Origin of the sequence: Providencia sp. PROV182, from assembly GCF_028480325.1 — a bacterium.
In the GTDB taxonomy this organism is placed as follows: domain Bacteria; phylum Pseudomonadota; class Gammaproteobacteria; order Enterobacterales; family Enterobacteriaceae; genus Providencia; species Providencia hangzhouensis.
The window spans coordinates 311438-324143 of sequence record NZ_JAMPOL010000004.1 but is presented as its reverse complement, the minus strand read 5'-3'; the positions used below and the strand labels follow the sequence as shown (position 1 = coordinate 324143).

Genomic DNA, 12706 nt, shown 5'->3' with positions numbered 1-12706 from the left:
GCCCAATACTTACTTAACTTCACATCTTTTTAATAAAATTGTCAGTTAGCATGCTATCCTATTACGAGCACCTATGAGTACTTACAATCCATAACCTTGCTATATTATATGGCTTGTTATTTTGTTGGTAAGTAAAAGAGACCTGAAAGGATAATCATGCTACAAGAAAGTGTTATCAGGGAAATCATTCTCTGGATAGAACAAAATTTAGAATCTCGCCTATCCCTAGATACTGTTGCCGATAAATCAGGATACACCAAATGGCACTTTCAGCGCCTGTTTAAGAACCAAACAGGGCTCGCACTTGGTTCCTATATCCGAGCAAGGCGCCTTTCTTGTTCTGCTGTCGCACTACGGCTAACAAATGACAGCATAATGGATATTTCTCTGAGGTACCGTTTTGACTCACAACAAACTTTTTGCCGTGCGTTTAAAAAACAATTTAATCTGACCCCTTCTGAATACAGAAAACGACAGGGTTGGAAAATTGAAGGGTTTTGCTTACCTCTACGAGAGAATAAAGAGCTCAGTGTTCAAGTTAAATTGACTCAATTGCCAGCCATCAATTTACTCGGAACTAAACATCGTTACACTAAAGATATTAATGAGTGGAACCTAAAAACGGATGAGCTACGCCGACACTATTGGATGGATTTTTTCAATAAAAACCATTATGTCACTCAGCATTTATACGCCATTCACGGTGTTGATCAAAGTACTAATGCAGAAGGCCATTTCCTATATACCACGGCTCTAGATGAACAAGATGTTGATATTGCACTTCCGCAAACAACCAACTTACAGTTACCCGCAGGAAATTATTTAGAAATCAAGATCACCAGTAGCCTTCATGGTATAGATTACAATGATATTATTTATACTGCTTATGGGAAGGTACTTGCTGAAATGGATATCGTCCGTGGTAAAGGGCCTGATATAGAGCAATATGTCCTAAAATCCAAACCCACTTATGAAGCATTCATTAATGATTCACGCAATTTCATCCAAGAGCTAAATTACTATATTCCTGTTATTATTTAACGACTAGCAGCACCCCATACGAATACTGTATGGGATGCTAGCCTAACAATTAAAAACTCACATTAATTTTTGCCCAGAAATTTCTCCCTGGTTCATTCACTGGTACATTGGATGAATAACCAAAACCGCTATTTCCAGCTAAATTAAGGTGCTCGCTATAGGTTTTATCAAAAAGGTTATCAACGCCTGCGCTTAATTTCATATTTTCATTAATTTTATACGCTGTATTTAATGAAAATATTGTGAAACCTGCACTCTTGCTAAAATCTTTCCCCACCACATTACCATCATTAATCGCAACACGATTTTGACGGCTAACAACGCGTACTAAACCTGTCGTAGTCCAATCACCTTTTTCCCACGATAAGCCAAATCGGCTTTCCAATGGTGGCATTTGCGGTAACGCTTTGCCATCTGTACGATTTTCTCCCCAAGAGTAAGCAAGACTTGCATCGGCTTTCCATTCATCACTGAGTTTCTGTGCTATACCGAGCTCTCCGCCCATAATTAATGCGTCAACATTTTCAACTTGGCTCATTCGCGGGTTTGTCGCGCTATAACGGAAGAGAATAAAATCATCAACACGCCCCACATATGCAGAAACCCATGCATTGGTGTCTTCATGGCTATATTTAGCACCAATATCTAACTGAGTCGTTTTTTCTGTTTTTAGCTTATCAAACACATTATTGCTACCATCTGGTCCGAGTTTAGGCGAAAACAACTCCCAATAATCAGGAAAACGTTCTGTATAGCCGACACCAGCATATACCATAACAGGTGTACCAGATAAAGAATGCTCATAACGCGCAAAGCCCGCTGGCATCACCGTATTACGCCCTGAAGAGCCTACGCCTGTACTATTTTCAACTATCACACGATCTAAACGAGCCCCGCTAACAACTTTACCTTGCTCAGTCGCATGCCAAGTTAGCTCACTAAAAACACCATAATCTTGGAATTGTGCATCTTTTTTCCAGCTATTATTATTGTTTTTACGATGTTTATTGGTCTGCATGTCAGCCCCTGCACGCAGTTCATAGTCTTTCCATAACCATGTTCCCATGGTACGGCCGCCCATGGTTTCACGGTCAACTCGCATTTTCATTGGCATATTCATCATACCGTGGCCTCCATGCCCCATATGCCCGCCCCCCATTCCACCGCCTGATGGAGTACGAAGCGAGTAATTATCCATAATATGATCGGCGTAATTGTAGTAAACATTTGCTTCAACTTTATCTAAAACATCACCGATATTACTCTTTTCAAAGCGTAAGCCTAAGCTTTCACGTTTAAACTGAGAGCCATCCATTCCCCTCCCTGCATAACGAGCTTCGCCGTCGCCTTTACCAGCGGTTAATTCTAATAATGTATATTCATCTGGCGTCCAGCCGATAGCAATATCAGCGTTCCACTTATCCCATTTAGAGGGAACCTTATCACCATTGCCATCTTTATAATCATTTGAACGTGATTTATTACCAATAACACGAACATAACCCGTTTCATTACCTAAGCTAATATCAGCATTACCATCCCAACGCTCATTAGATGCTGTTAAGGCACTTGCGTTGCCTTTAATACCTGCTTCAGTAAATAGCGGTTTTTCGCGCTCAAACCGGATTGTTCCTGCTGAATTCCCAGGCCCCCATAAAACAGTTTGTGGCCCTTTAATCATATTTAATACATCAAAGTTTTCCGGTGAAATATAAGAAGTCGGTGCATCCATACGAGAAGGGCATGCACCCAACATTTCACTATCATTGGTTAAAATACGCAAACGAGACCCAAACATGCCACGAAAAACCGGATCTCCGTTAGTTCCACCGTTACGTATCTGTGAAAAGCCTGGGATCGTTTTAAGGTAATCAGAACCATCACTCGCAGGGACGGGCTGCCTTGGTGTTTTAGGGGATGTCGTAATAGTCAATGGTGAATCGACTGGCGCAGTAACAATCATCACTGAGCTATTTGAGATTGGACTTTGGTTGATTTCAGTTTTAGCGACTGTAGGTGCTGTAAAAATCGCACTAATAACCAGCGTTGCAATAGGAGCCACTTTAAAAACGTGTGTGTTCATTTTTTACCTGTTTCTTAGAATATAGGTACGCTGCTTTCGCCTCTTAGCTTGCAAATACATTTTCAGCACCCATGGGTGAACCTCTTAAAAATCAAAGAAATTCAAGATGAACGAAAACGCTTTGCACAATAAAGGCAAAAATAGCAATTAAATTAATTTGTAAGATTTATCATGCTAAGACATCAGTAAATAGGCGGGGCTCTAGCGAGATGTAATGACCATGGTCTAAATAACCAAATGTGAACGTAGCGCTCAAAAGGAACAAATAGAGTCAGCGTGGCGAGTTGTCGAATAACCGCAGCAATAAATAAGATAAGAAATGGAAAGTGGACCAATAACTGACAGTAACCACATGCAATGTCTTCCATCGGAGACTGCCCCATCCCCGTCATTAACATATGATTCATTGGTGTAGAAACGTCACAATTTTCAGGCATTGGCATACTATGATGCGAATGCATCGATTGGTCCGCCATCTCACTTTGTATATCTGCACAAGTGTTCATATGCACCATAGATTTAGAAACCAGTGGTGCAATGAACAGCATAACAATGGCAAGCAAAGCAAGATAAGCGGATAGCTGTTTGATAAAAGGGCGCAGGTGCAACGTTTTTCCGTTATCTCAGTACGAATTTTATAGCGCGAAATTGTATCTTATTTAGAGGAGGGATGTTATCAATTTTCACCATTAATGTTAAGCAGGGCCTACCTCTACATGTAATGAACTAAAAAACAAACAATTACCAATAAAAATCAATCTATTGATTGAATCTCTCTCCTTATGACAATAGACTGAAATTAAAGCAAATAATAAGTTAATTATTTACATATAAACCATCTAAACCTAACGATTTAGATGAGACCATTTTGTGTTAGCCACTATTTTAGTTATCTCTTCTTTAGTTGGAATTAATATGAGTTTATCCAATTCAATCCAAACCGTTTTGGTAAATTGAAATCGGTTATCCGGTGTAAAACCGCTCAATTTGTTCTGTTGATATTCCTCCTTTTCTTTATCGCTGACGCCTTGTCTGAACTCTTCATAGGCGACCATGAATTGTTTTGTTTCCTTACCATCTAGCCCTTTTTTGAAGGTTACCAAAATTTTATAGCTGAGTTTTTCTCTGAGAAAACTTTTAGTCGTATCGGATAGTGATTGATATGCAGCAATTTTGTCGTCTTTTGCTTTTTGAATATATTGTAGACTTCTTGGTGTCTGATTTATTTGGTAATTTGGTTGAGCTCTAGCTAACGCACCCTTTTTAACTGGCGTTCTGTGGACGCGATTTAGATTGCTTGGTTCCGAATTCGAACGATTTAATACTAATGCCCCTGATATATTTTTTTGATGAATCTTTGAAGGTTCTGAATAGGCATGCCTTAACGTGGGTAGCCGAATGGGAATTTTTGACCCTGTCAAGTCAATCTGTTTTTTTTTAATACTACCAGTAAATTTATTTAATTTTAGCTGCTGATTCACAAGCTTTGTTTTAACTTCTTTATCTAATAGGAGTTTATTCAAATCTGGCATGACTGGGTGAGAGATATCGGCTACATAATAATTACGCATTATTTGGGTGGGCATATTGCTTCCTTTTATCTAGTTAAAAACTCAAACTATGTTAAAAGAATTAGTATCAATATTCTTTAATAAACCGAAGCAATTCAAACTGTAGATTTATATTTGGACGAGTCGCGTTATACAGGAGAACACCTGTATAACACGATTAGAGAAAAAAATTACTTATCCGCTGGCAGCCCTTTCTTTTCGTGTACCATCATCAGTGCCTGTTCAACACTACGCTCGATAATAGGACGACGTTGGTCATTCTCAGGCAGTAGTTTTAACATCATTTGCCAAGCCGAGATGGCCTCTGCATAACGCTCTTGCTCAAATGCATTGAATGCAAAAATGCTTAATGCTTTCACATTGGTACGGTCTTCAGCAATCAGCTTTTTAAGTAGCTCTGCACCTTGACGGTTATCTTCTGGGTCAGAAGAGCGTGTCAAAACTTCCGCATACCCCATCACTACATTTTCATTTTTAGGGGCTAGTCGATAAGCACGGCCATAGGCATCGGTTGCCATGGTCGCATTCCCCAACACCATACCAATACGGCCTAGCATTTCCCACGCTTCTACATTTTGCGGGTCTTCCTGGAGGCGAGTACGTAGACCTAAAGCGAGGTGTTCCATTTCCGCATTATTGAGTGGTGGCTCAGACGGGTCTAGCGCTCTGTCTAACAAAGCGGGAGCTTGTTGATAGGCATTATTCCAATCTGCCACTTTCTCGTAGCTACCTACCTGATAATAAGCCCCCCCCGCAACACCTAATGCAATGATAAACCCGGGTAAATAAACCCAGTTGCTAGTGCGAGAGGCCTCAGGTAATGCTTCCTCATCGCCCTGCTCAACCTGTTTTAATCTAACGCGTTTTTTAGAACGGGCAAAAATGATCCAGCCGCCTACCGCTATCGCAACAAACGGTAACCCCCACAGTACAATCGTTAGCGGCGTCAGTGGTGGGTTATAAGTGACGAAGTAACCATAACGTGCAACCATGTAATCAACGATTTCATCACGGTTTTTGCCTTCTTTCATTAACTCATACACTTTTTGGCGCAAGTCCAGTGCAATCATTGAATTAGAATCCGCAATGCTGTTGTTCTGGCATTTAGGGCAACGTAGCTCTTCGGTTAATTTACGAAATTGCTGCTCTTGCTGTTCATTATCGAAAGTAAAGACTTCTGTCGATGCATATGTCACCGTTGCACTTAACGCTAACATCAATAAACCCAATAAATACCTCATTGGTTCGCCTCCTGATTATAGCGCTCCCAAAGGGGTTTAAATTCTTTTTCCCAGACGCGCTCGTCCATTGCCCCTGCGTGACGATAACGGATCACACCATTACCATCAATTAAGAACGTTTCAGGTGCACCATATACCCCTAAATCAAGGCCTAACATACCTTCACCATCAAATAAGCTTAGGGCATAAGGGTTGCCTAACTCACGCAACCACACAATGGCTTTATCCCGTTTATCTTTATAGTTCAACCCAACCACACGAACACCCTGTGCAGACAACTTATTCAAATATTGATGTTCTGCACGGCATGTAGGGCACCATGTTGCCCAAACATTCAACAAGATAGGTTGCCCTTGTGTTAATACATCGGATTCGTAGTGCTGACCGGGGTTTTCTAGTGATTCAAGGCGAAAAACGGGCACTGGCTTACCAATTAAAGCGGATTCTAATAAACGAGGATCATCCCCTTCCGCATTACGCATCAATTGCCATAACAGGACCGCAGCGATTCCTGCAAAAATAATAAAAGGAATTAAGAAGACTTTGCGGTTCATGCTGTTTCCCCTTGTAATTTACGGCGACGATAACGTGGGTCAAACAAGCAAAATAACGCACCAATAGCCATTAATACGCCACCAGACCAGATCCAACGAACAAATGGTTTATAATACAAACGCATAGTCCACGTATCTTTAGCGACTTCCTCACCCAATGCAGCATATAAATCGCGAGTAAAACCACCATCAATCGCCGCTTCGGTCATAACAGCTCGGCTAACGCTATAAAAACGTTTTTCTGGCATTAAAACACCGATGACTTTGTCTTTCTCTTTCACTGAAATACTGCCAATGACACCTTGGTAGTTAGGGCCATCAGCCTCTCGTACGCCATTAAATACAAAGGTATAAGCACGAATTGATATGCTATCACCCGGTTTCATTTTCACATCACGCTCAATACTGTAATTTTGGCTAAAGGCAATACCGACGATGGTTACCGCCAAACCTAAATGCGCCAGTACCATTCCCCAGTAACTTGGCGTGAGCTTGATTTTCTTACTGATGCGGACTCGCATTTCTGCGAAGGCAAGAATTGCTATCCAGCACGCCATCATTAAGCCGACAACCGTCAACGCTTCTACCCTATCTTCCATCAGTAATGGTAGGGCAAAAGAAAGAATAACGGTTAATACCGTTGCAATGATTAATAACTTTTTGATAGCCGCAGGGCGGTCACGTCCCCAACGCACGAGTGGCCCAATCCCCAGTAATAAGGCAAATGGCACCATCAACGCTATAAACATGGTATTAAAGAACGGTTCACCAATGGAAATCGTACCCAGGCCAATTTGTTTATGGACTAACGGTAGCAATGTACCGAGTAACACAACTAGCATCGCTGCTGTTAGGATAACGTTATTACCCAATAACATGGATTCACGCGACCATAAGGCATTGTTAACCCTTGAGCGTACCTTGTGCCCACGCAGTGCAAACACCAGTAAAGAGCCGCCAATCACTATCACCATGAAGGCTAAGATAAATAACCCTCGAGATGGGTCTGAGGCAAAGGCGTGTACCGAAACCAGTACCCCTGAGCGAACTAAGAAAGTCCCGAGTAAACACAATGAGAAAGCAAAAATCGACAATAATAGTGACCATGCTTTAAAAGTGGCTCGCTGTTCAGTAACGGAAAGTGAGTGGATCAATGCCGTTCCCACTAACCATGGCATAAAGGAGGCATTCTCTACCGGGTCCCAGAACCACCAGCCCCCCCAGCCTAATTCATAATAAGCCCATGCGGAACCTAACATGATCCCTAACGTTAAAAAGAACCAGGCTGCCATCGTCCAAGGGCGAGCAAAACGTGTGAAAGAGCTGTCTAACCGGCCACTTAACAATGCCGCAATCGCAAAAGCAAATGCCACAGAGAAGCCGACATAGCCCATGTATAACAATGGTGGGTGGAAAATCAGCCCTGGGTCTTGTAGTAATGGGTTGAGGTCACGCCCTTCAATCGGAAAGGCGGGCAGCGTGCGCGAAAATGGGTTTGAAGTAAAGATGATAAACAGCAAAAAACCAACGCTTACCATCCCCATAACAGCTAAAACACGGGCAACAATGTCGAGAGGCATACGGTAACTGCAAATTGCCACCGCAAATGTCCAGCCGCTCATTAATAATACCCATAGTAATAATGAGCCTTCGTGAGCTCCCCATGTCGCCGCAACACGATACCAAATAGGTAATTGCGTATTAGAGTTATTGGCAACATACGTGACTGAAAAATCATTAACAACAAAGGCATTCACTAATACTAGGAATGCCCCTGTTACACAGAGAAAAAGTAACCATGCTAATGGACGTGATGATGCCATCAAGCGTGCATCATTGCGTGCCACCCCCCATAGCGGGTAAAAAGACAGCAAAACGGCAAGACCTAATGCCAAACACAGTAAAACGCTACCAATTTCAGGGATCATGATGCATTGTCCTTATAGGCAGCAGCTGGCCTGCGATGGTTTTCTTGCATCGCCTTTTCAACCTCTGGTGGCGTATAGTTTTCATCATGTTTAGCAAGCACTTCTTTCGCTAAAATATGATTATTCTCCTGTAACTCCCCTTGAACAACGACACCTTGCCCTTCTTTGAATAAGTCAGGCAAAATTCCATGATAACTTACGTCTACTTCACCTTCGGCATCATAAACAGTGAAAGTGATATTGACGGCATTAGAGACAGGGTCAGAGTCACGTACTACACTACCGGGCATCACCATGCCGCCAACGCGCAAACGTTGCCCAACTTCAGGGATTTGCTGAGTTTCCCGCTTACCATAGATGATTTCACCGGGGGTATAAAACAAGTCAATACTTGAGCGCAATGCGTAGAGAATCAATGCGAGGGTTAACCCCACGCCAACCAATATGGAACAGATCAACCAAAGTCGGTTACGACGACGAATATTCACACTCCCTCCCTACGCGCTCTTGCTGCTTTTTGTCTTACTTCACGAGCTTGCTGTTGAATAATTGCATTTATTATCATTTTTCTTTGTATGTATGTATGCAAACAGAGTAACAAAATAGGTATTAATGTCAGCGCAACCGCCAGCCATACATAAAAACCATAGCCGCCCATCGCCCAAAATTCACTCCAAGATGCAAATGCGCTAGTCATGATTGACGTCCTTTTTTATTCACAATATCTAATACCCATGGACGGTTACGTTCTAACAACAATAATTGACTACGTAAACGAATTAACGTTAATGAGATAAAGAGAAATAGGTAACCAAGGATAGCTAAACGTAGTGGCGTACGCATAGCTGGGTTGATACTTTCTTGCATACGCGTCGAAGGTTGATGCAAAGTTTGCCACCATTCAACTGAATAATGAATGATAGGTAAGTTAATCACACCAATTAATACTAAAATCGCAGCGGCCTTTCCTGCTGTACGGCGGTCATCAAAAGCATGCCATAAAGCAATAATCCCCACATACAGAAAAAATAGAATTAGTTCAGAGGTTAAACGTGCATCCCATACCCACCATGCACCCCACATTGGTTTACCCCATGTCGCACCTGTCACCAAGGCAATAAAAGTAAATACCGCCCCTATCGGTGCCATTGCCGCTATCGCCAATTCAGAGACTTTCATTTGCCAGACAAGACCAACAAAAGCAGTAATTGCCATTGTGGCATAAATGCCCATCGACCACATCGCGGCAGGAACATGGATATACATAATACGATAACTTTGGCTTTGGACTTTATCGGTTGGCGCAAAGCCAAATCCCCAAATCCACCCCACCGCTAAACAAATTACACTCAATATAATAAACCACGGTATTAGACGCCCACATAACCGGTAAAGGTTAACTGGGATGGCAAGTTGATGAAGCTTTTTCCACATAGTTTAATTACCCTGATTTATTATATTGTTAGTAAATGCTGCGTGACAGAATCATACAATACACATTAAAAAAGCAAATATATTGATTTAACACAAATATAACTTAGGCTGATCATACTCAAACGCATAACCAGCCTATTTATTGATCATTACTTATAATTTATCGGTATAACTAATCATAAAATGATTACCTTAAATTAAAAGCCAGGTTCAACTTCACGCATGTCCGGCAATTTATGGGCAATTCCTTTGTGACAGTCAATGCAAGTTTTACCATCCGTGATGGCTTGGTCATGCATTTTAGCTGCAACCCCTTTTTGTGCCGTGAAATCCATATACTCAAAATTGTGGCAGTTACGACACTCTTGTGAGTCGTTATTTTTCATCCGTCGCCACTCACTTTGCGCCATCGCTAACCGGTGGTCTTCAAATTTTTGAGGTGTGTCAATGATGCCAAAAATTTTCCCGTATAGCTCCTTACTCGCTTGAATTTTACGCACCATTTTGGGGCCGAACTCATGCGGTACGTGACAATCTGGGCAAGTTGCGCGAACACCGCTACGGTTAGTATAATGAATAGTATCCATATATTCTTCATAGACATTCTCACGCATTTCATGGCAGCTAATACAAAACTCTTCCGTATTGGCCATTTCCATACCCGTATTGAAGCCGCCCCAGAAGATAACACCACTCACAAAACCAATCAGCAATAAGGTTCCTAATGCTAAACGGCTTGGCCTACGCCACCACCGCCATACTCGGCCGAGTAACCCAAACAAGCCCTTTTTCTTCGGCTTGTCATCATTTATTTGCTTATCATTGTTATTTGACATAATTCCCCCTTATTTCCCAAAACCTTTGGATGGGGTAAATGTGTTATCAACAATCGGTGCCGTGTCTGATTGTGGCACGTGGCACTGTAGACAGAAGTAGCGGTTTGGTGCGACTTCGCCAAGAACTTTGCCTGTTGCATCCATAAAGTGCGTTGGGCTAACTCTTGGTGCCCCTGTGGTGCGATAATTTTCCACACCATGGCATTGCAAACAACGATTAGTATTAGTGGTAATTTGATAACCTTCAACACTATGTGGGATCATTGGCGGTTGATTCACATAGTTTAATGCCATTCTTTCTTGCTCTTTCGGAATATGAATGCTTCCTTCTGACGTACCGGATACTTCTGGTGATTGGGTCAGGTCTACACCATTAGCAGCCCAAACAAGACTGCTTACAACAAAGGCCATTCCAGCCACCCAACGGCTGATCGTCTTTTTCAGGACAGGATTTTTCATGATTTTGCTCCCGAACTCCATCTTAGTGTTATTTTAAAAACATCCTCAGAACAAACATCAATGCAACGACCGCAAGTGATACAATCTTTATCTGATATCTGTGCTGGAGCTTGTTTATCTAGGACCGGTGCACGCAGAACTTGCGGCTCCGGACAAATGTGGAAACAGTCCATACAACGGCTACAGTTTTCTTTATTTTCCGCTGTAACAACTAGTGCGCCCTTACACCCTGCCACGCCATATAGCGCACCTAATGGGCAAAGGTGACCGCACCAACCATGTTCCACAACTAATAAATCGAATAAAAACAGTGCAACTAAAACCAATGCACCGCTGCCAAAACCAAAAATTAAACTGCGCCCCATTAATGAAACTGGATTAAGCCATTCCCAAAGTAAGGTTCCTGTAATAGCAGAACCGATCAGGATAACCACCAGCAATACATAACGAATATTGCGTGGTATCGTTGCTGACTGGTTAAAATCAAACTTACGTCTTAACCACGCCGCGGCATCCGTCACTGGGTTTACAGGACAAACCCAACTGCAGAAAATACGCTTACCCAACAGTGCATAAACCCCGAATACGATAGCAGCCCCAACTAATGCTGAGATCCCCGGTAAGTAACCACTTGCTAAGCTCTCTAAGGTGATTAATGGGTCAGTCAAAGGTACGGTATCTAACAATAAGCTACTGCTGTAGTTACCATGTAAAATCCACACCCCAAACCATGGCCCACTCAAGAACATCGCTAACACCAGCAATTGGCTTGTACGTCTAAATACCAACCACTTGTGGCTATGCCACCAACCTTTTTTTGCCTGAGCTTCACGTCCGGCATCACGTTTACGATTCGCCATTGTTACCCTCCAGCCAACCAAAGCGGTAATGGTGTCCTAACTCACCTTTTGCTAACGACCTTGGTAATACCTTGATAGCCGCCTCTTCCAATACACAAGCCTGTTCACATTTACCGCATCCCGTGCAGTAATTGCTATTGACTGTGGGTAAGAAGCGCGCGTGCTTACCTGTTCGGTGGTTTTGTTCAAGTTCCAATGTGATGGCTTCATCAATCAGTGGACATACGCGGTAACATACATCACACCTTAGCCCTTGAAAGTTCAGGCAGTTTTCCTGATCGAGTAAAACGGCTAACCCCATGCGTGCATCGTTAATCGACTCAATGTCTTTATCCAATGCACCACTTGGGCAAACTTTGGCGCAAGGAATATCCTCACACATTTCACACGGGTTTTCTCGAGCGATGAAGTACGGCGTTCCTGAAGCCAAGCCTGATGCCAATGTCGCTAATTTCAACATGTCATACGGACAGGCTTGAACGCATTGCCCACAACGGACACATGCACTGGCAAATGCTTTTTCATCAAGAGCTCCCGGCGGGCGAAGCTTAACACCACTCGCACGGGAAGTTTGTTGCTGAAGCCCCAGCACCACACCAACAGCCGCCAACCCACCCGCAGTGCGGGCGACATCGCGTAAAAAGCGACGACGACTGTTCTGGGACTTAGCCTGTTGAGACTTAGCTTTCTGGGGCATGA

General features: G+C 42.7%; 14 protein-coding genes. 1 reads left to right on the top strand and 13 read right to left on the bottom strand.

Translation table 11 applies throughout. The annotated features are described in order from the left end of the window. Positions 1 to 156 precede the first annotated feature (156 nt). Complete coding sequence (locus PR834_RS04215; protein WP_004262166.1) at positions 157 to 1041, top strand: helix-turn-helix domain-containing protein; 885 nt, start codon at positions 157 to 159, stop codon at positions 1039 to 1041. A gap of 49 nt (positions 1042 to 1090) precedes the next feature. Here the strand turns inward: PR834_RS04215 and PR834_RS04210 are convergent, their stop codons facing one another. The 13 genes from PR834_RS04210 to napG form a co-directional block, all read right to left on the bottom strand. Further along, positions 1091 to 3124, bottom strand: coding sequence for a TonB-dependent copper receptor (locus tag PR834_RS04210; RefSeq protein ID WP_196724630.1), 2034 nt, complete (start codon positions 3122 to 3124; stop codon positions 1091 to 1093). A gap of 182 nt (positions 3125 to 3306) precedes the next feature. Continuing rightward, the gene (locus tag PR834_RS04205) at positions 3307 to 3732 is read right to left on the bottom strand and encodes a DUF2946 domain-containing protein (protein ID WP_112307320.1); all 426 of its coding nucleotides are present in this window, start codon (positions 3730 to 3732) and stop codon (positions 3307 to 3309) included. Between the two features lie 237 nt (positions 3733 to 3969). Beyond that, entirely contained in the window at positions 3970 to 4710 is a 741-nt protein-coding gene (locus PR834_RS04200; RefSeq protein ID WP_196724631.1) for a hypothetical protein, read from the bottom strand. A 155-nt stretch (positions 4711 to 4865) separates the two neighbouring features. Then, entirely contained in the window at positions 4866 to 5936 is a 1071-nt protein-coding gene (locus PR834_RS04195) for a cytochrome c-type biogenesis protein CcmH (protein ID WP_136134525.1), read from the bottom strand. Beyond that, complete coding sequence (dsbE, locus tag PR834_RS04190; protein ID WP_004262204.1) at positions 5933 to 6490, bottom strand: thiol:disulfide interchange protein DsbE; 558 nt, start codon at positions 6488 to 6490, stop codon at positions 5933 to 5935. Before dsbE ends, PR834_RS04195 begins: the two co-directional genes overlap by 4 nt. Next, positions 6487 to 8418, bottom strand: a complete 1932-nt coding sequence (locus PR834_RS04185; protein ID WP_094961337.1) for a heme lyase CcmF/NrfE family subunit — start codon at positions 8416 to 8418, stop codon at positions 6487 to 6489. Before PR834_RS04185 ends, dsbE begins: the two co-directional genes overlap by 4 nt. Then, positions 8415 to 8906, bottom strand: coding sequence for a cytochrome c maturation protein CcmE (gene ccmE, locus PR834_RS04180; protein WP_036958480.1), 492 nt, complete (start codon positions 8904 to 8906; stop codon positions 8415 to 8417). The genes PR834_RS04185 and ccmE overlap by 4 nt, the downstream gene beginning before the upstream one ends. Beyond that, positions 8903 to 9115, bottom strand: a complete 213-nt coding sequence (gene ccmD / locus PR834_RS04175; RefSeq protein WP_004262214.1) for a heme exporter protein CcmD — start codon at positions 9113 to 9115, stop codon at positions 8903 to 8905. The genes ccmE and ccmD overlap by 4 nt, the downstream gene beginning before the upstream one ends. Then, a complete protein-coding gene (locus tag PR834_RS04170) occupies positions 9112 to 9852 on the bottom strand; it encodes a heme ABC transporter permease (protein WP_004262222.1) in 741 nt (246 codons plus the stop codon). The genes ccmD and PR834_RS04170 overlap by 4 nt, the downstream gene beginning before the upstream one ends. Before the next feature lie 197 nt (positions 9853 to 10049). After that, a complete protein-coding gene (napC, locus tag PR834_RS04165; RefSeq protein WP_094961336.1) occupies positions 10050 to 10688 on the bottom strand; it encodes a cytochrome c-type protein NapC in 639 nt (212 codons plus the stop codon). A 9-nt stretch (positions 10689 to 10697) separates the two neighbouring features. Continuing rightward, complete coding sequence (gene napB / locus PR834_RS04160) at positions 10698 to 11147, bottom strand: nitrate reductase cytochrome c-type subunit (protein ID WP_004913351.1); 450 nt, start codon at positions 11145 to 11147, stop codon at positions 10698 to 10700. Further along, entirely contained in the window at positions 11144 to 12007 is an 864-nt protein-coding gene (napH, locus tag PR834_RS04155; protein ID WP_094961334.1) for a quinol dehydrogenase ferredoxin subunit NapH, read from the bottom strand. The genes napB and napH overlap by 4 nt, the downstream gene beginning before the upstream one ends. Continuing rightward, positions 11994 to 12704, bottom strand: a complete 711-nt coding sequence (napG, locus tag PR834_RS04150) for a ferredoxin-type protein NapG (RefSeq protein WP_004262231.1) — start codon at positions 12702 to 12704, stop codon at positions 11994 to 11996. The genes napH and napG overlap by 14 nt, the downstream gene beginning before the upstream one ends. Positions 12705 to 12706: the final 2 nt, after the last annotated feature.

Coding starts and splice junctions, on each gene's coding strand:
- napC (WP_094961336.1), bottom strand. CDS start 10,688: ATGTCAAATAACAATGATAAGCAAATAAATGATGACAAGCCGAAGAAA.
- PR834_RS04200 (WP_196724631.1), bottom strand. CDS start 4,710: ATGCCCACCCAAATAATGCGTAATTATTATGTAGCCGATATCTCTCAC.
- PR834_RS04170 (WP_004262222.1), bottom strand. CDS start 9,852: ATGTGGAAAAAGCTTCATCAACTTGCCATCCCAGTTAACCTTTACCGG.
- PR834_RS04210 (WP_196724630.1), bottom strand. CDS start 3,124: ATGAACACACACGTTTTTAAAGTGGCTCCTATTGCAACGCTGGTTATT.
- ccmD (WP_004262214.1), bottom strand. CDS start 9,115: ATGACTAGCGCATTTGCATCTTGGAGTGAATTTTGGGCGATGGGCGGC.
- dsbE (WP_004262204.1), bottom strand. CDS start 6,490: ATGAACCGCAAAGTCTTCTTAATTCCTTTTATTATTTTTGCAGGAATC.
- napG (WP_004262231.1), bottom strand. CDS start 12,704: ATGCCCCAGAAAGCTAAGTCTCAACAGGCTAAGTCCCAGAACAGTCGT.
- PR834_RS04195 (WP_136134525.1), bottom strand. CDS start 5,936: ATGAGGTATTTATTGGGTTTATTGATGTTAGCGTTAAGTGCAACGGTG.
- PR834_RS04215 (WP_004262166.1), top strand. CDS start 157: ATGCTACAAGAAAGTGTTATCAGGGAAATCATTCTCTGGATAGAACAA.
- napH (WP_094961334.1), bottom strand. CDS start 12,007: ATGGCGAATCGTAAACGTGATGCCGGACGTGAAGCTCAGGCAAAAAAA.
- napB (WP_004913351.1), bottom strand. CDS start 11,147: ATGAAAAATCCTGTCCTGAAAAAGACGATCAGCCGTTGGGTGGCTGGA.
- PR834_RS04185 (WP_094961337.1), bottom strand. CDS start 8,418: ATGATCCCTGAAATTGGTAGCGTTTTACTGTGTTTGGCATTAGGTCTT.